The organism is Klebsiella sp. R390 (genome assembly GCF_051131745.1).
In the GTDB taxonomy this organism is placed as follows: Bacteria; Pseudomonadota; Gammaproteobacteria; order Enterobacterales; family Enterobacteriaceae; genus Klebsiella.
Genome location: NZ_CP180445.1, coordinates 954,042 through 974,792, shown reverse-complemented (window position 1 = coordinate 974,792; position 20,751 = coordinate 954,042). Strand labels below are relative to the sequence as shown.

General features: G+C 54.4%; 19 protein-coding genes. 4 read left to right on the top strand and 15 right to left on the bottom strand.

Translation table 11 applies throughout. The features are described 5' to 3' along the window. Positions 1 to 111: 111 nt before the first annotated feature. The 5 genes from artM to ACMYSP_RS04460 all read right to left on the bottom strand — a co-directional run bounded on the left by artM (position 112) and on the right by ACMYSP_RS04460 (position 3,725). Positions 112 to 780, bottom strand: a complete 669-nt coding sequence (gene artM, locus ACMYSP_RS04480; protein WP_434585755.1) for an arginine ABC transporter permease ArtM — start codon at positions 778 to 780, stop codon at positions 112 to 114. After that, on the bottom strand, positions 780 to 1,496 hold the full coding sequence (gene artQ / locus ACMYSP_RS04475; protein WP_434585754.1) for an arginine ABC transporter permease ArtQ: 717 nt from the start codon (positions 1,494 to 1,496) through the stop codon (positions 780 to 782). The genes artM and artQ overlap by 1 nt, the downstream gene beginning before the upstream one ends. 6 nt (positions 1,497 to 1,502) lie before the next feature. Continuing rightward, positions 1,503 to 2,234, bottom strand: a complete 732-nt coding sequence (artI, locus tag ACMYSP_RS04470; RefSeq protein ID WP_123756246.1) for an arginine ABC transporter substrate-binding protein ArtI — start codon at positions 2,232 to 2,234, stop codon at positions 1,503 to 1,505. Between the two features lie 20 nt (positions 2,235 to 2,254). After that, positions 2,255 to 2,983, bottom strand: a complete 729-nt coding sequence (gene artP, locus ACMYSP_RS04465; protein ID WP_123756129.1) for an arginine ABC transporter ATP-binding protein ArtP — start codon at positions 2,981 to 2,983, stop codon at positions 2,255 to 2,257. A gap of 223 nt (positions 2,984 to 3,206) precedes the next feature. Continuing rightward, positions 3,207 to 3,725: a lipoprotein gene (locus ACMYSP_RS04460; RefSeq protein ID WP_434585753.1), complete on the bottom strand. Its 519-nt coding sequence runs from the start codon at positions 3,723 to 3,725 to the stop codon at positions 3,207 to 3,209. A gap of 354 nt (positions 3,726 to 4,079) precedes the next feature. Between ACMYSP_RS04460 and ACMYSP_RS04455 the strand changes: the two genes are divergently transcribed. Next, positions 4,080 to 4,895: a hypothetical protein gene (locus ACMYSP_RS04455; protein WP_434585752.1), complete on the top strand. Its 816-nt coding sequence runs from the start codon at positions 4,080 to 4,082 to the stop codon at positions 4,893 to 4,895. A gap of 51 nt (positions 4,896 to 4,946) precedes the next feature. On the opposite strand, the gene ACMYSP_RS04450 is transcribed toward ACMYSP_RS04455, so the two are convergent. Continuing rightward, positions 4,947 to 6,131 (bottom strand): OmpP1/FadL family transporter, encoded by a 1,185-nt coding sequence (locus ACMYSP_RS04450; RefSeq protein WP_434585751.1) that lies wholly within the window; start codon positions 6,129 to 6,131, stop codon positions 4,947 to 4,949. Between the two features lie 303 nt (positions 6,132 to 6,434). Continuing rightward, positions 6,435 to 6,707, bottom strand: a complete 273-nt coding sequence (gene yahO, locus ACMYSP_RS04445) for a DUF1471 family periplasmic protein YahO (protein ID WP_004859987.1) — start codon at positions 6,705 to 6,707, stop codon at positions 6,435 to 6,437. Positions 6,708 to 7,119: 412 nt separating this feature from the next. Between yahO and ACMYSP_RS04440 the strand changes: the two genes are divergently transcribed. Beyond that, positions 7,120 to 7,950, top strand: coding sequence for an N-acetylmuramoyl-L-alanine amidase (locus tag ACMYSP_RS04440; RefSeq protein ID WP_434587010.1), 831 nt, complete (start codon positions 7,120 to 7,122; stop codon positions 7,948 to 7,950). 7 nt (positions 7,951 to 7,957) lie between these two features. Here the strand turns inward: ACMYSP_RS04440 and ACMYSP_RS04435 are convergent, their stop codons facing one another. The 4 genes from ACMYSP_RS04435 to poxB all read right to left on the bottom strand — a co-directional run bounded on the left by ACMYSP_RS04435 (position 7,958) and on the right by poxB (position 13,380). Next, positions 7,958 to 8,971 carry an NAD-dependent epimerase/dehydratase family protein gene (locus ACMYSP_RS04435; protein ID WP_123756132.1) on the bottom strand — a complete coding sequence of 338 codons (1,014 nt, stop codon included), beginning with the start codon at positions 8,969 to 8,971 and terminating at the stop codon, positions 7,958 to 7,960. 96 nt (positions 8,972 to 9,067) lie between these two features. Then, entirely contained in the window at positions 9,068 to 10,501 is a 1,434-nt protein-coding gene (locus ACMYSP_RS04430; protein WP_434585750.1) for a DUF2867 domain-containing protein, read from the bottom strand. Between the two features lie 9 nt (positions 10,502 to 10,510). After that, positions 10,511 to 11,512: a low-specificity L-threonine aldolase gene (ltaE, locus tag ACMYSP_RS04425; RefSeq protein WP_434585749.1), complete on the bottom strand. Its 1,002-nt coding sequence runs from the start codon at positions 11,510 to 11,512 to the stop codon at positions 10,511 to 10,513. 149 nt (positions 11,513 to 11,661) lie between these two features. Next, a complete protein-coding gene (gene poxB / locus ACMYSP_RS04420) occupies positions 11,662 to 13,380 on the bottom strand; it encodes a ubiquinone-dependent pyruvate dehydrogenase (protein WP_434585748.1) in 1,719 nt (572 codons plus the stop codon). A 152-nt stretch (positions 13,381 to 13,532) separates the two neighbouring features. Here poxB and ACMYSP_RS04415 point away from each other — a divergent pair, with 152 nt between their 5' ends. Next, complete coding sequence (locus tag ACMYSP_RS04415; RefSeq protein ID WP_434585747.1) at positions 13,533 to 13,967, top strand: DoxX family protein; 435 nt, start codon at positions 13,533 to 13,535, stop codon at positions 13,965 to 13,967. Between the two features lie 72 nt (positions 13,968 to 14,039). Here ACMYSP_RS04415 and hcr read toward each other — a convergent pair whose 3' ends face one another. From hcr to aqpZ, 4 genes are all read right to left on the bottom strand, one after another. Further along, on the bottom strand, positions 14,040 to 15,008 hold the full coding sequence (gene hcr / locus ACMYSP_RS04410) for an NADH oxidoreductase (protein ID WP_434585746.1): 969 nt from the start codon (positions 15,006 to 15,008) through the stop codon (positions 14,040 to 14,042). A gap of 11 nt (positions 15,009 to 15,019) precedes the next feature. Then, positions 15,020 to 16,672 (bottom strand): hydroxylamine reductase, encoded by a 1,653-nt coding sequence (hcp, locus tag ACMYSP_RS04405; protein WP_434585745.1) that lies wholly within the window; start codon positions 16,670 to 16,672, stop codon positions 15,020 to 15,022. Positions 16,673 to 16,882: 210 nt separating this feature from the next. Continuing rightward, on the bottom strand, positions 16,883 to 17,782 hold the full coding sequence (locus tag ACMYSP_RS04400) for a lysine exporter LysO family protein (protein ID WP_434585744.1): 900 nt from the start codon (positions 17,780 to 17,782) through the stop codon (positions 16,883 to 16,885). A gap of 129 nt (positions 17,783 to 17,911) precedes the next feature. Next, a complete protein-coding gene (aqpZ, locus tag ACMYSP_RS04395; RefSeq protein ID WP_123756140.1) occupies positions 17,912 to 18,607 on the bottom strand; it encodes an aquaporin Z in 696 nt (231 codons plus the stop codon). 396 nt (positions 18,608 to 19,003) lie between these two features. Here aqpZ and ACMYSP_RS04390 point away from each other — a divergent pair, with 396 nt between their 5' ends. Continuing rightward, positions 19,004 to 20,662, top strand: coding sequence for an ATP-dependent endonuclease (locus tag ACMYSP_RS04390; protein WP_434585743.1), 1,659 nt, complete (start codon positions 19,004 to 19,006; stop codon positions 20,660 to 20,662). Positions 20,663 to 20,751 lie beyond the last annotated feature (89 nt).

Sequence of the window (20,751 nt, the reverse complement as noted above, 5' to 3'; positions counted from 1 at the left end):
TATGAGATGTAAAAAACGGGCAGTGATGAGACTGGCCCGTTTTTAAGTATATTAATTATGCATTGATGAACGGCGGTGAACCCGCCGTTCGGATGCCCTTAACACCGAGCATTAATTTCGCCGTTCAAAGGCCAGCGCTTTGCGTTCCAGCAGCCGCATCATCAGGGTCAGCAGACCGTTGACGATGAGATAGACAATACCGGCCGCGCCAAACACCATCACATCGTAGGTCCGTCCGTACAGCAGCTGGCCGTGGCCCATCACTTCCATGAGGGTAATGGTGTAAGCCAGCGAGGTGCTCTTGAAGACCAGCACGACTTCGTTGGAATACGAAGACAACGCACGTTTAAACGCGTACGGCAGCAGGATCGCCAGGGTGTCTTTTTTGCTCATGCCCAGCGCGCTGCAGGATTGCCACTGGCCGTCAGGAATAGCGCGAATCGCACCATAAAACAGCTGAGTGGTATAAGCTGCGCTGTTGAGGGACAGAGCAATCAGTGCGCACAGCCACGGTTCAGAAATCAGATGCCACAGTACCGGGTAGTTCTGCAGTGACGGGAACTGCCCAGGACCGTAGTAAATCAGGAAGATCTGCACCAGCAGCGGCGTACCGGTAAATAACGTGATGTAAGCGCGGACGATCCACACCAGCACTGGCGTTTTCAGCGTCAGCACGATGGTAAAGATCAGCGACAGGATCAGCGCCACGACGATAGAGGCCACCGTCAGCGTCAGGCTGGTATGCAGCCCTTTTAGCAGTTCGGGTAAATAATCAAGCATCAGCCCGGTCTCCGTTCGAAGCGCGTCGCACGTTGGTCAATACGTTTGAGGATGTACTGACTGAGCAGGGTGATGACCAGATAGATGGCCGCCGCGATGATATACCAGTTGAAAGGCTCCTGGGTGCGGGTGGCAATACTTTTGGTTTGCAGCATCAAATCGTTCACGCTAATTAAGCTCACCAGCGCGGTATCCTTCAGCAGCACCAGCCACTGGTTGCCAAGACCCGGCAGGGCATGGCGCCACATCTGCGGCATCACCAGGCGGAAGAAGATTGCCGCCTTTGACAACCCCAGCGCCTGGCCAGACTCCCATTGCCCCTGAGGGACCGCTTTCAGCGCGCCACGCAGGGTTTGCGAGGCGTAAGCCGCATACAGCAAGGAGAGGGCAATGGCACCGCAGAGGAACGGACTGACGTCGAAGTTCTCAATCTGCATCTGTACCGGGATCTGCACGAACCCGAGGTTGATCGTAAAGCCGTCGGACAGCGTGAGCAGCAGCTGTGAAGAGCCGAAATAGATGAACAGGACCACCAGAATTTCCGGTAGTCCGCGCAGAACGGTGACCACGCTGGTTGCGAGCCAGGCCAGCGGACGCCATTTTACTGACTCCAGCACGGCAAACAGCATTGCCAGCACGAGGCCGATAATGAGTGCGCAAACGGCAAGGCCGACGGTCATCCCGGCGGCACTTGCTAATGGAAAAATTTCATTCATTTAGCGTTACTTCTGAAACCATTTGCTATAGATGGTCTGGTAAGTCCCATCTTTTTTCACTTTTTCCAGCGCAGCATTAAATTTCTGCTGCAGTTCGGTATTGCCCTGGCGAAGCGCAATGCCGAGGCCGGTACCGAAGTAGTCTTTATCGGTGACTTTATCACCCACCGCGGCCAGTTTCGGGTTGCTCTTCAGCCACTCGGTGACGACGGCATTATCGCCAAACACCGCGTCAATACGACCATTTTGCAGATCCAGTTTGGCATTCTGGTAGCTGTCGTACGGCACGGTGGTGATTTCAGGGTGTTTGTCGTTAATGAATTTCTGGTGAGTGGTACCGTTCTGCACACCGACTTTCTTGCCTTTCAGCTGGTCGATGCTGGTAAATTTGCCCTGCTGGCCGACGAACAGCGCAGAGTTTTCATAGTAAGGGGTAGTGAACAGCACCTGTTTTTCACGCTCAGGCGTGATATCCATCCCGGCCATGACCGCGTCGAAACGACGGAACTTAAGGCTTGGGATCAGGCTGTCGAAAGCCTGGTTGGTAAAGGTACAGGTGGCGTCAATTTCTTTACACAGCGCGTTTGCCAGATCGACGTCAAAACCGACAATCTTATTGTTGGCATCGATTGATTCAAACGGAGGGTAGGACGCCTCGGTGGCGAAACGAATGGTCTGGGCGGCAGTAGCTGAAAGGCTCATGCTTGCCAGAATTGCGGCAATCAGTACTTTTTTCATCGTCATTTCCCCGAAAAACATCAATGTGAAAGATAGTTTTTAAATGCGTCGGTCTGCGGATGCGTAAAGCAGCTGGCATCCCCTTGTTCAACGATATGGCCATTTTCCATGTACACCACCCGGCTTGCTGTCTTACGTGCCACTTCGACTTCGTGGGTGACGATAACCTGGGTAATGCCGGTGCCGGCCAGTTCACGAATAATGCTGACGATCTGGGCGGTGATTTCCGGATCGAGTGCTGCCGTCGGTTCGTCAAACAGCAGAACCTGAGGTTCCATCATCAGCGCCCGCGCAATGGCGACGCGCTGCTGCTGACCCCCGGAAAGATGTAGCGGGTAGCGATCGCTGTAAGGTTTGAGGCGAAGACGTTCCAGCAGCTTCTCGGCGCGAGCCAGAGCCTGATCTTTGCTTAGGCCCAGCACGCGGCAGGGAGCTTCAATCAGATTTTGCTGCACGGTCAGGTGCGGCCACAGATTGTACTGTTGGAAGACCATACCGACGTTCTGGCGCAGCTCACGGATGGCTTTGTCAGAAGGTGCTTTGGTAAAGTCAAAGTGGTTACCGGCGATATGTAATGTACCGGAACGCGGCATTTCCAGCAGGTTGAGTACGCGAAGCAGCGAGCTTTTCCCGGCGCCACTGGGGCCGAGCAGCACCAGCGTTTCCCCCTGCGGGCAATCCAGCGTGATGTCGAACAGCGCCTGATGCGCGCCGTAGAAGCAGTTAATGCCGTTTAGTTTAATACTCATCTGGGCTGTCTGATACAAATAGCTATTGAGGCCGCAAATACTACCTTTGACAGAATAGTTATGCAATATTTATGCGTTAAAAGTTAAATGTAAACCACATTTACCTCTAAAGTTAGCACAAAATAGGGGTTCGTGGGGTGGGGAGGAACAAATGTCGGTATAACCTGGAGAAATACCGACATTTTACCGGGGTTATCGTTTCAGCGACGTGGCTTCCACCCCCTTATCCGCGTTTCTCCAGACTCTGTTGCAGCGATCCTGCCGGAGCATGCGAGTTTATGCCGAGATAGCGCACGTCATCGACGGCCCAGCACTGTCCTTCCTGAATCATCAACACCTCATCCTGCCAGCTTTGACTGCCCTGTTTTAAATCGACACGCAGCGGAATATTGCGGGCGTCGCGGTTAGGAATAGTAGAAGCACTGGCTACACTGGCGCTATCTGCCGGCGTGGCGGAACTGGAGAAGAGATTAGACTGGAGCAGGGAGCTGCGCGCCGGGTCCTGACGGGCACTGTCCAGCAGTTTCGCCAGATCGTCACTCAGATAAGGACGCAACGCCGTCAGATCGTTATTACGGTGCTGGATCTGATAATCGTAAAATTTCTGTGCCACGGCATCTGGCCCACCTTCAATGCAGGCGCCGCTACGGGTACCGTTATCTTTATAGGCTGGTGTCACGGTGGTACAGGCACTCAGCGCGAGCGCGCAAGGGAGAATAAATGCAACGAGTTTGTAGCGCATGATGATTTCCTTATAAGCTCACTACGTTATTAGTTTCTGTTCAAGCATAGCCTACTGCTTCCAGGATGTGCTTGACTCTAAGAGCGGAGGTTATGCGTTTGCGGGAAACGGTAAACCACGGCCAGCGCATTAACGTTGACAGATATTTATCTTCGCAATGGGAAATGGTCGCCATGTTTACAGGCCGCCACCGAATATTTTTTTTTGCATAAAAGTAAACTGTACGCGCTGGTTAAATGCTCAATAATGGATATTGAAGTTTGCTACGTTTATGGCAATACAAATATCTATGTTAGGTTGACAATGATTAAAAATATACTAGCGAGTGCTAAGGCTAAGCTCTGGGTGAAGTTTTTGCCATATTTCATTAAAAAAAATGATACTGCTGGCGATCCATATGACTATTACGCCGTCTATTTTGCTGATGTCAGTCGATGCCGCTATCGCCTGGCCAGGTTTAATGGCCGTCACGTTACCCTCGAGTATTTAGATCCCCAGCCAGCTGACAGCGAGCTACGAAATAAATTTTCGCTGGCGCAATTACTGGAGATGGAAAGTGAAATCGTCAGCTATAAAAAATATGGCAAAATAACGCTTAACTCTATATTTGTTTATGCCATTAATCACTATTTACACCTTATCGATATCAAAACGTTTCTCCTGCGCGGGAAAGGCGCGCTGGTTTCCACCTTCTTCAGAGAACGTGAATTAAAGAGCCGGGAACGCGTTTTTTTACTCGGCCTGATCGTCAACGAGTTTGTGAAGCGCCGCCCGTCGAGACCTGTCGCAGGTATCACCATTGATGAAGTGATTGAGCTTCTGTATGGCAAGCTGTGGTACAAGCATATTCGCAATGAGCAGTTCAGATATAAAGTCACGCTGTTGATTGAATCCCTGGTGCTGTCAGGGGATCTGGCGGTTGAACACCAGCGTTATACCGTTCAGGGCAACGCCATCACCACCCTGGTCGAGTTTGAAAAAGACGAGCGCCGCTCGCAGCAGCAGGACAAAATGCAGCGCAATATGATCCGTCTGATGCTGGTCATTACCGTCGCCACCGTTTTTATTACCCTGGCATTACTCGGTCTGGCTGGCGTGATTGATTTACATAAAATCTGGCAGGATATTTTACAAATTAAGCCGGTACGCTTTTTATTCAAACTGATCTAGCCGGAAGACAGCAGAGCCTGGTGCGGTGAACACCCCAGGCTCGGTTGTGGATTAAAACTGATAGCTGTAGTTCATGCTCGCAAACCACAGGTAGGGATGGTCATAATCGCCGGCGATAATCTCTGGCGTTTTCACATGCCCCGACTGCATATGCAGATAAGATACCGCCACGCCAATATTGCTGGCAGGCGTCAGTTGGTATTGCGCACCGGTGGCAAAGCGCCATTCGTCACCCGTCGGCATCGACAGCGCAACATCACTTTGTGAATTGTAGACCGTGCTGTCGAAGCCCACGCCGGCGTTCAGACGCCACTGCTCGGTTGGTCGATACTGAACGCCGAGCGCAGTATGCCAGGAGTCTTTTAGCCGGTTTTGTTTATCGCTTTCCCGACCTGCGACGGTAATTTGCGGGCTGCCAAACTGGCTCCAGTCCTGCCAGCCGAGATCGCCCATCACCGACCACTGTTTATTAATATCATGCACAAGGCTCAGCATAATTTGCTGGGGAGCACGCACCTGCGCTGAAATTGGCAAGTCATAAGAGGTATTCGGCAGATTGGGGAGACGGGCTTTACCATCGATATTAAAGTTGTAATCGGTCTTACTGTTCCAGGTAATCCCGGCGCGGGTTTGTTCCGTTAACTGCATCAGCAGACCCAGGCGGTAGCTCATGGCCCAGTCGTAATCTTTGTCTTTCTGATCGCTGCCATCAACATTACGGGTCAGCGAGAGATAGCCGTAGTTCAGGTTGGCGGAGGCGCCGATAGATAGCCGGTCGTTGAGCTTATAGGCCAGCGACGGGCTCAAGGTCATCGCCACCATGGTGCTCTTTTTAATCAAGCGGTCGCCGGCCCAGTCGCCAAAATCGATACCTAAGCCGTAGTTGCCGTATAAACCGATACCAGCGTATAAATCATCATTAATTTTTTGCGAATAGAAACCACTGGCATTGGGAAACAGGTTCATCACATTTCCCGGACTGCTTCTGCCATCATCTTTTAACTGATAGGAAATATCGCCGCCCATCACCTGCATGCCCCCGGTGAACATATGATCCGGCAGACGGGTCATCCCGGCAGGGTTGGTGACGATAGTGGAAGCGTCCTGCGCGCGCGCGGCCTGTCCTGCACCAGCAAGGCCAACATCTTCAGTGCCTATTTCATAAAAATAGAGCGCACTGGCGTGCGAAAAACTGGAACAGATCAATCCAGAGATAAGTAATGCGACTTTTTTCATTTGCCACCTGCAATGTGTTAATTTATGTCTCGTTTTTATACCCGCTAAGTATAGTCAACACTTCTTTCTCCGGAAGGGATTCTTTTGCAAAACAATGTCGCCCTCAGCGATAAAAGAATAATTTCGTAGATGCTTAAAAATAATGACCTGGGTATGGGAATGATTATTGTGCGGAGGTGGGCATTTGATAATAAATTGAAGGGTTTGTAAATTAAAATACTATCTAAAAATAAATCCTGGCAGAACAGCAGATGGAACATTATCACCGGTCGATGATAATGCTCCTTCAGAAATCAAAACTAATTATTTTTTCTTATAAATATTGGCAGAAACGTGAAGTTTCTTGTCGGTGTTGCCAGAAGACAGAACCACAACATCCGCGCCTTTTTCTTCAGCTTTTTTCAGCAGCTCTGCACGCGCATCGCTCGGAGCGGTCTGGCCTGTAGAGGAAATAGTACCCACTTTCTGATACTGGGTTTGCACTTTCGCGAAATCTTCTTTAGATAAGATTTCTGCCGAGAATGCGTTTGCGGTTAAAAACAATGCTGCACCTGCCACTAAAGCTGCATATTTCATATTTTTAATCTCCATTGTTTAACTTGCTATCATCATGCTCTTGTTTTAACTAACCAATGAGCGGCACCAGATTGAATCAAGTGAATTTTTTTTTCAAGCTAAATACTACAAAAATATGACCTCTAACTTGTGAACTCATAAGGAAAAGATGACTTCAGGGCATTGATTTGCGTTGTCATTTCTGCTGGAAGGTGTTGAGACTCTACTTATGCTCGTTTTTAACGAAAGATAGTATAAATTTATCTTATATAAATTGTCGTATGTAAAACCAAAAAGCTGTCGGAAGACATCGCCAGGGGGATGGTCTATTATGCGTTAAGCCGCATTATGAATCTGCATTGGGCGGCCGCTTGTTGACATGAAGGATCTGACTGATGGCTTTATCTACTGTAAGCGGGGCGTTCGCCTCTTGATGAAACGTTCCGGGCTTATCGCGCTTCTGCTGTTGCTGCTCGCTGGCTGTAGCACTGAGAAAGGGATTATCGACCGCGACGGTTATCAGCTGGATACGCGCCACCCGGCACAGGCCGCTTATCCGCGAGTGAAGGTGCTGGTTATCCACTATACCGCAGATGATTTTGACGTTTCGCTGGCGACCTTAACCGACGAGCAGGTCAGTTCTCATTATTTAATTCCCCAACAGCCACCGCGGTATCAAGGTAAGCCGCGCATCTGGCAGTTGGTACCCGAAGAAGATTTAGCCTGGCATGCGGGAGTGAGCTTCTGGCGTGGGAGTACGCGGATTAACGATACTTCTATCGGCATTGAGCTGGAAAACCGCGGCTGGCAGCAGACCGCTGGGGTAAAAAGCTTTACGCCGTTTAATCCGGCGCAAATTAATGCGCTTATTCCACTCGCGAAAGATATTATCTCTCGCTATCATATCAGCCCCCAGAATGTGGTTGCCCATGCCGATATTGCCCCGCAACGCAAAGACGACCCCGGACCGCTGTTCCCGTGGCGGCAGCTGGCGCAGCAGGGGATCGGCGCCTGGCCGGACGCTGACCGGGTGAACTTCTACCTGCACGGCCGTCCGTCAAATGAACCTGTCGATAGTGCTGAACTCCTGGATTTACTGGCCCGTTACGGCTATCAGGTGACCCCGGAGATGACGCCCGCGCAGCAAAAACGCGTGATCATGGTCTTTCAGATGCATTTCCGTCCGGCCCGCTGGGACGGCGTCGCCGACGCCGAAACCCAGGCTATTGCCGAAGCGCTGCTGGAGAAATACGGTCAGGGATAGTGCGCGGTCAGCGGTGTAATTTACCGTGGTCTTTAAGCCAGGCCGCGGTACGGACAATCCCGTCATCCAGCGTCACCACCGGCTGATAACCCAGCTCTTCCTGAGCGCGGGTGATATCAAGGGTAAAATCAAAGTTCAGCTTAGAGACGCCGTAGTGGGTAAAGGCCGGCTCTTTGGCGGACTTATTGCCAAAGTGCTCCATGCTGCGGGCGATGATATCCAGCATCGGGTAGGGCACCGAGCGAATCCGGCATTTGATCCCCAGCTCATCAATCAGCTTTTGCACGATGGTATGCAGCGGACGCGGTTCACCATTGGTGATGTTCCACGCCCGGGCGGAAGGCAGATGGTCGCAGTGCGGCTGGCTGGCAAGCCACATGGCATGTACGGCGTTTTCGTAATAGGTCATATCCACCAGCGCATTGCCGCCGCGAGGCAGCAGGACGCTGCCATAGTGCTGCATCATCTGCGCCAGGCGCGGAATAAACACTTTATCATGAGCGCCAAACAGGCTTTGCGGGCGCAGAATCGTAAACCGGGTGTTAGGGTTGGCCTGCGCCAGCAGGTTGATGACCTCTTCACTGGCGGCTTTGCTGCGGGCAAACTCATTGGCAAAACGCTGGGGACGAAAGTCTTCTTGTACGGCACGGTGATGGTGATAGTCGAAGTACAGCGACGGCGAGGAGATGTGCACGAAATTGCGTACTCCCCAGGCGACGGCCCATTCGCCAAGGCGGCGGGTGGCCCGAACATTCGCAAGGTCGAAGGCTTGCTGGGTGCCCCAGGGCGAGGTAAAGCTTGAGCAGTGCCACAAGGTGTCAATACCGGCGAGCATCACTTTGGCCTGAGAAGACACCAGCTCGGTTAAATCTGCCGGCACAAACTCGGCGCCCATTTTGCTCAGCAGACGACCCATCGCTTCATTCCGCCCGGTCGCTCTGACGCTGATGCCTTTGTTACGCAGATATTCCACCGCGTTGCGGCCTAATCCGCTGGTCGCACCGGTAACCAGTACCTTCATATCAACCTACTGTCCCAGAAAAGAATTTCGTGCGCATTTTTCCGTGATTCTCCTCATGATGCAATGAGAATGATGAAAGAATCCAATACATACTGCCTATTTGTCTGTGATTTGTTCTGCCAGCCGGATAATACGACGCGCCATGCCGCGAAAGATAAACAGATGCGCAGGGATCATCAGTAGCCAGTAGAACAGCCCAGGCATCCCATGCGGATGCCACCACGCCCGCACATCCAGGGTCCGGTGGTCGCCCTGGTCGCTGAGGGTAAAGCTCAAGCGGCCCAGCCCCGGCGCTTTCATACCAAATAATAAGGTTAGCTGCTTTTCCGGTTCGACGATAATCACCTTCCAGCTGTCAACGCTATCGCCGGTGCGCAGTTCGGCCCTTTCCGGGCGGCCTTTTGCCAGCCGATGGCCCACCAGCAGGTCCATAGCGCCGCGGATCTTCCACAGGATATTGCCAAAGAAGTAGCCTTCTTTGCCGCCAATTTGATTGACGACCTGCCAGATGACTGCCGCACTGGCATGGGTACGAACGGTGCAGCCCGCCTGTTTCGGGTAGTAGCCATATTCCGGCCGCCAACGGGCAAAGGCCTGGGCGTCATAGCCCCAGTCGCTGGAGTTCGCGAGTTGCTGTTCCTCTTTCAGGGTCCGGCGCACGGCCTCATCGAAGGAGATCAATGGCTGCGGGATCAGCGTGCGCAGGGCGCGATCGTCGGCGAGCAAATCGTGTTTCAGCCCCTGAATTAAAGCTCGGGCGATGGTGGGGGGAACGGAGGTGATGACGTTGAGAAACCACACGGAAATCCAGCGGGTCGGGAAGGGGATCGGGATAAGCAGGCGGTGCTTACCGCTTACCGCCATAAAACGCCTGAACTGCTGTTGGTAGCTTAAAATTTCCGGGCCTGCGGCCTCCAGCACGCGATGGTCGCTGGTTGGATGGCGGAGCAGCTGTACCAGATAGTAGAGCAGGTTTTCTAGCGCGATCGGCGTCGTGCGCGAGCGTACCCAGCGCGGCGGCGTCAGGATCGGTAGGTTATAGACCATATCGCGCATCACTTCGAACGCGGCGGAGCCGGCGCCGATGATAATGCCGGCGCGTAGCTCGGTGATCGGCACCCCGGACTCGCGCAGAATATCGGCCGTGATTTGCCGGGCGCGCAGATGATCCGACTGCTCCGCTTCCGGCGCCTGCAGGGAGCTGAGAAAAATCAGCTGGCTGACCGGCGTGGCGCGCAGGGCATCACGAACATTCAGCGCCACCCGGCGCTCATGGGCAATAAAATCGCCGCCTTCGCCCATCCCGTGCACCAGATAGTAAACGGTATCCGCCTGTGCCAGCAGGGAAGCGAGTCCCTGCGGCTGATTCAGGTCGAGTGAGAAGCAGCTGACGCCAGGCAGGTTCAGCCTCTGTAGCCTGTCGATATGGCGTGCCGCCGCCAGGACCGGGTAACCTTGCTGACTGAGCGCCTCTACCAGATGCTGGCCGATATAACCGCTGGCGCCGAGCACCAGAATTCGTTGCGACACGCCGACTCCTTAGCGTTGCAAAAATGCCTGCCAGTGGCTCACGACATCCGTGAGCTGCTGGCGATTAACGTCGAGATGCATGACCAGACGCACTATCGGCGAGGCGTTAATCAGGACACCACGTTCCTGCATAAACGCGCCTAATGCCTGCGCATGCTCTTCGCCCACGCGGACAAACAGCATGTTGGTGTCATGGCGCGTGACGTCGGCGCCAATGGCGCTGAGCTGCCCGGCCATCCATGCCGCATTGTCATGATCTTCTTTAAGTCGTTGCACGTTGTTTTGCAGGGCATACAGGCCCGCCGCCGCCAGAATGCCGGCCTGACGCATCCCGCCGCCGACCATTTTCCGCCAGCGGGTGGCGCGACGAATATAGTCATGGCTCCCCACCAGCAGCGATCCGACCGGCGTGCCTAGCCCTTTGGAGAGACAGATGGTGAACGAGTCACAATATTGCGTGATGTCGCGCAGCTCGCAGCCGTATTCGACCACCGCGTTGAAGATGCGCGCGCCGTCGACGTGCAGCGCCAGGTTGTGTTCACGGGTGAATTCCCAGGCGGATTTCAGGTAGTCGCGCGGCAGCACTTTCCCGTTGTGGGTGTTTTCCAGGCTGAGCAGACGGGTCGGGGCAAAGTGAATATCGTCAGGCTTAATTTTTGCCGCGACTTTATCCAGCGGTAACGAGCCGTCGGCCGCGGCGTCAATGGGCTGCGGCTGAATGCTGCCGAGGACCGCCGCGCCGCCCGCTTCATACAGGTAGTTGTGCGCGCCCTGGCCGACGATATATTCCTCGCCACGTTGGCAATGGCTGAGCAGACCAACGAGATTGGCCTGGGTACCGGTCGGCAGGAACAGCGCAGCCTCTTTGCCGGCAAGTTCGGCAGCATAACGCTGGAGTTCATTCACGGTTGGGTCGTCACCATAAACATCGTCTCCGACCGGTGCGGCCATCATCGCTTCTCGCATGGCGAGTCCTGGACGGGTTACGGTATCACTGCGTAAATCTATCACGGCATTTCCTTCTGGGTGCTCATCCTGCAGGGATTCGCTGCGGGCGCCTTCATTGACGCCGACGACACCCTTGCGGCTGTCGTCGGCGTTATCAGGCTTACCACATGGCGATGTCAGGCATGATGGTGGGGATAAACCAAAAGACTGTTTTACCTGAGCCAGTTGGTTTTCGCCAGTTCGATCACTTCATCACCGCGTCCGCTGATGATGGCTCGCAGCATATACAGGCTGAAACCTTTGGCCTGTTCCAGTTTGATCTGCGGTGGAATCGCCAGCTCCTCTTTGGCGACAACGACATCAACCAGCACCGGGCCATCGGTACTGAAGGCGGTCTGCAAGGCCGCATCGACCTCGCTGGCTTTCTCGACCCGGATCCCGGTGATCCCGCAGGCTTCGGCAATGCGCGCGAAGTTGGTGTCGTGCAGTTCGGTACCGTCGGTCAGATAACCCCCGGCTTTCATTTCCATCGCCACGAAGCCCAGCACGCTGTTGTTGAAGATGACAATTTTTACCGGCAGCTTCATTTGCGCCAGCGAGAGGAAGTCGCCCATCAGCATGCTAAAGCCGCCATCGCCGCACATGGCCACCACCTGACGTTCCGGCGCTGTGGCTTTGGCCCCAATCGCCTGCGGCATCGCGTTGGCCATTGAGCCGTGGGTAAATGAGCCGATCAGCCGGCGCTTGCCGTTCATTTTCAGATAGCGCGCGGCCCAGACGGTGGGTGTCCCGACATCGCAGGTGAAAATGGCGTCGTCGGCGGCGAAATGACTGATCTGCTGCGCCAGGTACTGCGGATGGATCGCTTTTTCGCTCGGCTTCGCCAGATCGTCGAGGCCCTTACGCGCGTCGCGATAGTGTTCAAGGGCGGTATTGAGGAACTGACGGTCGGTTTTCTCCTCCAGGTGCGGCAGCAGCGCGCTGAGGGTAGATTTAATATCGCCCACCAGCGCCATATCGATCTTACTGTGGGCGCCGATGCTGCCGGGGTTGATATCTATCTGGATAATTTTGGCGTCGGTGGGGTAGAAGGGGCGATAAGGGAACTGTGTGCCGAGCAGCAGCAGGGTATCGGCGTTCATCATGGTATGGAAACCGGAGGAGAAGCCAATCAGCCCGGTCATCCCGACATCATAGGGGTTATCGTACTCAACATGCTCTTTTCCGCGCAGGGCGTGGACAATAGGGGCTTTTAATTTTTCCGCCAGCGCCAGCAGTTCGGCGTGTGCCCCGGCGCAGCCGCTGCCGCACATGAGTGCGATGTTACTGGAATAGCGCAGCACCTGAGCCAGCTTTTTGATCTCCTCTTCCGCAGGGATCACCTGCGGGAGCGGTGCCGGATACCAATGGGTGCTGGCACTTTCCGGCGCCGCTTTCAGGGCAACATCGCCGGGTAGCACCACCACCGAAACGCCGCGATTGATCACCGCTTTGCGCATAGCGATGGCCAGCACCTGCGGGATCTGCTCCGGCGTCGAGACCAGCTCGCAATAATGGCTGCATTCGCGAAACAGCTCCTGCGGATGGGTTTCCTGAAAATAGCCGCTGCCGATTTCACTGGAGGGAATATGGGCGGCAATCGCCAGCACCGGGACGTGATTGCGATGGCAGTCAAAGAGGCCGTTAATCAGATGGAGATTGCCGGGTCCGCAGGAGCCGGCGCACACCGCCAGTTCGCCGGTGAGCTGCGCTTCTGCACCCGCGGCAAAAGCAGCAACTTCTTCATGACGGGTGGGCATCCAGGCGATGGTACCCATTCGATTCAGACTGTCGCTCAGTCCATTGAGGGAGTCGCCGGTGACGCCCCAAATACGTTTGACGCCAGCCTGTTCAAGGGTTTTTGCTATGTATGCCGCCACGGTCTGTTTCATGGTTCTCCATCTCCTTTTTGTGATAACGCTTACAAGCTTAGATGAAACTGACCGTTCTGCGCCCTGATCCCCCTCATTTTCCGCTGGTGTTATTCCGCACAAATTCCGCATACTCTGTGAACACGCAAAATGGTAAACAGGAATCATTTCAAATGGTTAAATCACTGTTAAATGCTGTTAATAAAATGCTATCGCATGAGGATGCCGGCAAACTCTTGTTACGACTTGCCGTCGGCGGGCTGATGCTTTTTCACGGGTTGCATAAGCTGTTTGATGGCGTGGGCGGGATCAGCGCCATGCTGGTCGCCAAAGGATTACCGGGGTTTATTGCGTATGGTGTGCTGGTGGGGGAAGTGGTGGTACCGTGCCTGCTGATTCTCGGGATCCTGACGCGTCCGGCGGCGCTGGTGCTGGCGTTTACCATGGTAGTGGCATGGCTGATGGTGGGGACTGGCAAAACCTTTATGCTGGATGCTGTGGGGGCCTGGGCGATTGAAAGTCTGGTCTATTTCTTTATCAGCGCACTGGCGATTGCCTGTCTTGGGGCGGGACGTTATTCGGTGGTGGGAAATTCGGCCTGGCGCTAATAAATGGTGGGTGTGACGTCAACGATTTATCCGGCCTGCCGCGGCTGGCACAGGCCGGATAAGAGCACGGGATTACGCCAGGACCAGGTCGCCCTGCGGGTGGCAGGAGCACGCCAGCACGTAGCCCTCAGCGATTTCTGTGTCGCTTAGCGTCATGGTGCTGTTGACCGTGTAATCTCCGGAGACCACTTTGGTTTTGCAGCAGCCGCAAACGCCCGCGCGGCAGGCGGCGACAACCGGGACGCGGTTGCTCTCCATGGCCTCCAGCAGCGTGGTGCCGACCGGTGCATAAAATGACATCGCCGGCTGTAGCTTCGTAAACTTCAGTCCCTCGCTGGCGGCCTCCGCCACCGGCGTAAAGAACTTCTCTTTATAAAACCGCGTCACGCCCAGCGCTTTCACTTCTCGTTCAACCCATTCCATGTAAGGCGCCGGTCCACAGGTCATCACGGTGCGCGAAGCGAGGTCTGGTACGCTTTGCAGTAACGCCGTCGTCAGGCGACCGGAGACAAAACCGTGGGTGGCGTTGTTTTCTGCGACCAGCGTCAACGGATACTGACGCCACTCGTCGGCAAAAATCACATCCTGCGGCGAGCGGACATTGAAAATCACCTGCACATCAGCTTGCGGACGATAGGTTGCCAGCCAGCGACGCATCGACATGATCGGCGTTACGCCACAGCCGGCCGCCAGCATCAGGAACTTGTCATCCGCTTTATCGTCACAGGTAAAATCACCCATCGCATCTGACAACCAGAGGTAGTCGCCGCGTTTCAGGTCGCGGGTCAGCCACTGTGAGCCGGTACCATCGTCAATACGGCGAACGGTCAGCGTAATGTATTCGCTCACTCCCGGCGTTGAAGAGAGGGTGTAGGCGCGCAGGGTGTCCGCCGACTGGCGCACGCTGACCAGAGCGTACTGCCCGGCACGATACGGGTAGTAGTCGTGGCACAGCAGCGAGATGGTCCACACATCCGGCGTCTCCTGATGAATGTGATGAACCTGCATCCGCCACGGGCACTGATGGGTTGGCATGGTCATGGCTTAACTCCTTACGCGCTCAGCAACTGCTGCATATCTTGTTCGACGGTGGTGACCGAACGCAGACCGAATTTCTCATTGAGAATGGCCAGCAGGTCAGGGGTGAAGAAGCCCGGCGCGGTTGGCCCGGTGACGATATTCTTCACGCCCAGCGACAGCAGGGTCAGCAGGATGACAATGGCTTTCTGCTCAAACCAGGAAAGCACCAGCGACAGCGGCAGGTCGTTGACGCCGCAGCCCAGTTTTTCGGCCAGGGTGACCGCCAGAATAATCGCCGAGTAGGCGTCGTTGCACTGACCGGCATCCACCAGACGTGGCAGCCCTTCGATATCGCCGAAATCCAGTTTATTGAAGCGGTATTTACCGCAGGCCAGGGTCAGGATCAGGCAGTCGTCAGGGACGCTGGTGGCGAAATCGGTAAAGTAGTTACGTTCGCCGCGCGCGCCGTCACAGCCGCCGACCAGGAAGATGTGGCGCAGTTTTTCGCGGCTCACCAGGTCAATCAGCGTGTCCGCGGCACCCAGCAGAGTCTGACGGCCAAAGCCGACGGTAATCAGGTGGGGAATTTCGCTGTACGGGAAGCCGGCCATTTGCTGTGCCTGCGTGATAACCGGTGCAAAGTCGTCGCCTTCAAGATGGCTCACGCCCGGCCAGCCGACGATGCTGCGGGTCCAGATACGGTCATCGTAGGCGCCTACGGTTGGGTCGATGATGCAGTTGGAGGTCATCACGATAGGCCCAGGGAAGCGCGCGAATTCGACCTGCTGATTCTGCCAGCCGCTGCCGTAGTTACCGATCAGATGTTTGAATTTGCGCAGTTCAGGGTAACCGTGAGCCGGCAGCATCTCGCCGTGGGTGTAGACGTTAACGCCGGTGCCGTCGGTCTGTTCCAGTAAGTTGTACAGGTCTTTCAGGTCATGACCGGAAATCAGGATGCACTTACCTTCCGTTGCTTTCACGTTGACCTGAGTCGGGGTCGGGTGGCCGTATTTAGTGGTTTCACCGGCATCCAGAATGCTCATCACTTTGAAGTTCATCTGGCCAATTTCCATCGAACACGCCAGCAGCGCGTCCAGATCGGCAGGCCAGGTACCGAGCCACGCCATAATTTTATGGTACTGGGCGTAAACATCGTTGTCGTACTGGCCGAGAACGTGGGCGTGTTCCATATAGGCTGCCGCGCCTTTCAGGCCGTACAGGCACAGCAGGCGCAGGCCGAGAATGTTCTCGCCAATCGCCGCTTTGTCTTTGTTTGGGGTAAATTCCGCTGCCTGGCGCTGCAGGTCTCCGAGGTCATCGCTGACCAGTTGCAGATCGGCCATCGGGTTGTCGACGCTGACACCGTGCACAATTTGCTGGCACTGCGCTTTGAGCGCTTCACGCATGGCGATAGCCTCGCGCGCATAGCCAATGATTCGTGGGGAATCGAAGTTGACGTTGGTCAGGGTGGAGAAAAATGCCCGTGGGGCAAAGTTATCAATATCATGATCGATGATGCCATATTCACGCGCCTTCAACGCCCATGCGGACAGGCCTTGTAAAGAGGCAATCAGCAGATCCTGGAGATCGGAGGTTTCTGCTGTTTTACCGCACATACCCTGCGCGTAAGAGCAGCCGTTCCCTGCCGGAGTACGGATGGTTTGTTCACATTGCACACAAAACATGGTCACACCTTTTAAAGTTATATTTTAGATACATGTTTAAGGTTATGCCTGTCACCGAAGGGATAAAAGGTATTTCTAATACAATTTAAAGGGAGATTGATTTAACGCAAATTTGCCGGGGTCTGGCGGCGGAAAGTCATCGTGGCGGTCTGAAAACCACGCCGTGTATCCAGGGGATAACAGGCGTGGTCAGCCGCGAGCAACACGAGATCAGGCGGAGAAAAGGGCGATCAGCACCGGCACCAGCAGGCTGAGTACAAACCCGTGAACGATGGCGGCAGGGACGATATCGACGCCCGCGGAACGTTGCAGTACCGGCAGGGTGAAGTCCATTGAGGTGGCGCCGCATAGTCCTAATGCCGTTGAGCGACTGCGACGTACCAGACCTGGGATCAGCATAATGGCCAACAGTTCGCGGGCGAGATCGTTAAAGAAAGCCGCGCTGCCGATCACCGGGCCGTAGGATTCGGTTAACAGGATCCCGGAGAGTGAATACCAGCCGAAGCCGGAGGCCATCGCCAGGCCGGTTTTCAGCGGCAGGTCGAGAATAAAGGCATTAATGATGCCGCCGATCATTGAACTGGCCGCCACCACCACCGCCACAATCATACCGCGGCGGTTAAGCACTATCTGGCGCAAGGTCATTCCATTATTTCGTAGCTGAATACCAATCAGGAACAGCAGGAAGATCAGCGTATATTCGCTGGCCTCGATAGCGTGCTGTAAAAATGACAAACCGCTCAGACCAACGAGGAAGCCAATAAGCACCACGCCGCACAGTTGCAGGGATTCCATTGCCATTGCGATCCGGGACGGTAATTTCTCCTGGCGATGCGGGTGGCGCCACGGCATTTTCTGTTCCAGCCACAGCAGTGCCGCAATATTACACAGCAGGATCACCACAACGCTGACCGCAGCATAATGAAGAATCGACAGCAAATTGCTGGATAAATTATCGAGGAAGGCGAGGCTAATCCCCATGAAAAAGAGGATGACGTAAACAATCCAGCTCAACAACCGTGTAATCAGTTTCAGTGCCGAGGGGTGACGCAGAGGAATAAGGTAGCCGATAACCAGCGGCAGAAGAATGATTAATAATCCCGAAAACATGAACGGTCTGGTCCTTGCAGAGTGAGAATAGCGCCCCTGACACTACCCAAATCACCGAACCGAGTAAAGATGCGTCAAAAAAAAGAAAAGCCCGGCATTGCCGGGCCTCTCAGGAAATCAATCTGGTGATTAATCGCGTTTTTCCAGCAGAGTACGATACAGTACGCCACCCAGAATACCGCCGATGATTGGCATCACCCAGAACAGCCACAGCTGCTGCAGCGCCCAACCGCCCTGGAAGATAGCTACCGCGGTGCTACGCGCCGGGTTAACGGAGGTGTTGGTGACCGGGATGCTGATCAGGTGGATTAAGGTCAGCGCCAGACCAATCGCGATAGGTGCGAAGCCGGCCGGTGCATTTTTATCCGTTGCGCCATGAATGACCAGCAGGAAGCCGCAGGTCAGGACGATTTCGATAACAATCGCGGAAAGCATGGAGTAGCCGCCCGGTGAATGTTCGCCGAAACCGTTCGAAGCGAAACCGCTGGCAGCAACATCAAAGCCGGCTTTACCGCTGGCAACGACATACAGGACGGCTGCCGCAATGATACCGCCAACCACCTGAGCGATAATATAACCAATCACGTCTTTCGCCGGGAAACGACCGCCGGCCCACAGACCTAAGGTGACCGCCGGGTTGAAGTGACCGCCGGAAATATGACCAACAGCATACGCCATGGTTAATACGGTTAAACCGAAGGCCAGTGCGACGCCAGCAAAACCAATTCCCAGTTCCGGGAAGGCTGCTGCGAGAACGGCGCTACCGCAACCGCCAAACACAAGCCAGAATGTCCCAAAGCATTCCGCTGCTAATTTTCTAAACATAACCACCTCAAAAAAATAATGTAAACGAGCACGAGTTCTCGTGCCGATCTTTATTTATCGACGCAAAGGATGAAGATAAAAATAAAGCGACGCTATTCTATGAACAATCGTCATCCTGCGGCTAGCCAAATAACTAAATATAATTTGATTTAGGGCAATGTGATCGTAATCCTTTTGCCAGTGGTCATTCAAGAAAAGTGTAGAACAAAAATAATAAAGATAACCACTTTACAGCATGAATTATTTTTAAAGCGGATAGCATGGTGAATAATCATATCCCGGTCCTATTATGGACTTTACGTCGCACCGCGATGCTGGTGAACAGTGTCATGTTCAGGCATGTGTCGCTATACTGCTGATAACTGAAGGAGAAAGTGGTTACTGAGCGGAGGGGATATGCATCTTGAGCGGGTAGAGATCGTCGGTTTTCGCGGTATCAATCGTTTATCGTTGATGCTGGAGCAAAATAACGTTCTGATCGGCGAAAATGCCTGGGGTAAATCCAGCCTGCTGGATGCGCTGACGCTACTGTTGTCGCCAGAATTTGAGCTGTACCACTTTGTGCGCGATGATTTTTGGTTCCCACCGGGTGATGTACAGGGACGCGAGCACCATCTGCATATTATTTTAACCTTCCGTGAGAACGAACCGGGCCACCACCGGGTGCGCCGTTTCCGCCCGCTTAACGACTGCTGGGTGCCCTGTGAAGATGGTTACCAGCGCATTTTTTATCGTCTGGAAGGTGAGCTGACGGAAGATGGTAGCGTGATGACGCTGCGCAGCTTCATCAATGGCAAAGGCGAAGCACTGGAACTGGACGATATCGATGAGATGGTGCGGCATCTGGTGCGGCTGATGCCGGTGTTGCGTCTGCGTGATGCGCGTTTTATGCGCCGCATTCACAACGACACTGTGCCACACTCACCGCAAATTGAGATAACCGCCCGACAACTGGACTTTCTTTCCCGTGAGCTGGTGAACCACCCGCAAAACCTAACCGACAGCCAGATTCGTCAGGGGTTGTCGGCCATGGTGCAACTGCTGGAACACTACTTTGCCGAGCAGAGCAGCGCCCAGTCCCGCAACCGACTGATGCGCCGGCATTCTCATGATGAGCAACGCAGCTGGCGTTATCTGGACATTATCAACCGGATGATTGATAAACCCGGCGGCCGCAGCCATCGGGTGATTCTACTGGGACTGTTTTCAACCTTGCTACAGGCAAAAGGGACGGTACGGCTTGACCGCGATGCGCGCCCTTTATTACTGATCGAAGACCCGGAAACCCGCCTGCATCCGATCATGCTGTCGGTGGCCTGGCACCTCCTTAATTTACTGCCGTTGCAGCAGGTCACCACCACCAACTCTGGTGAACTGCTGTCGCTGACGCCGGTGGAGCATGTTTGTCGATTGGTGCGCGAGTCTTCGCGCGTCTCGGCCTGGCGGCTCGGGCCGGGTGGAATGAACGCCGAAGACAGCCGGCGCATTGCTTTTCATATCCGTTTTAATCGTGCTTCTTCGCTGTTTGCCCGCTGCTGGCTGCTGGTGGAAGGGGAGACGGAGACCTGGGTCATCAACGAACTGGCCCGGCAGTGCGGGCACCATTTCGATGCCGAAGGGGTCAAGGTCATTGAGTTTGCTCAGTCGGGCCTCAAGCCGCTGATTAAGTTTGCCCGCCGGATGGGCATTCAGTGGCACGTGTTGGTTGATGGTGATGAAGCCGGGAAAAAATATGCCGCTACGGTACGTAGCTTGCTCAACGACGACCGCGATCTGGAGCGCGACCATCTGACCGTGCTGCCGGCGCTGGATATGGAACACTTTATGTACCGCCAGGGCTTTAACGATGTTTATCATCGGGTGGCGCAACTGCCGCCGAACGTGCCGATGAACATGCGCCGGGTGATCACCAAAGCGATTCATCGTTCGTCGAAACCGGATCTGGCGATTGAAGTGGCAATGGAAGCCGGGCGTCGTGGCATTGAGTCAGTGCCAACGCTGCTGAAGAAAATGTTTTCCCGGGTACTCTGGCTGGCGCGTGGTCGCGCCGACTAAGGCGGAAATTATCCGCTTTAGCCAAATTCCGCGTTATGTTTACGTGCACTGCGGATAGAATTGGCATCTTGCTCTGCGGGTAAATACAT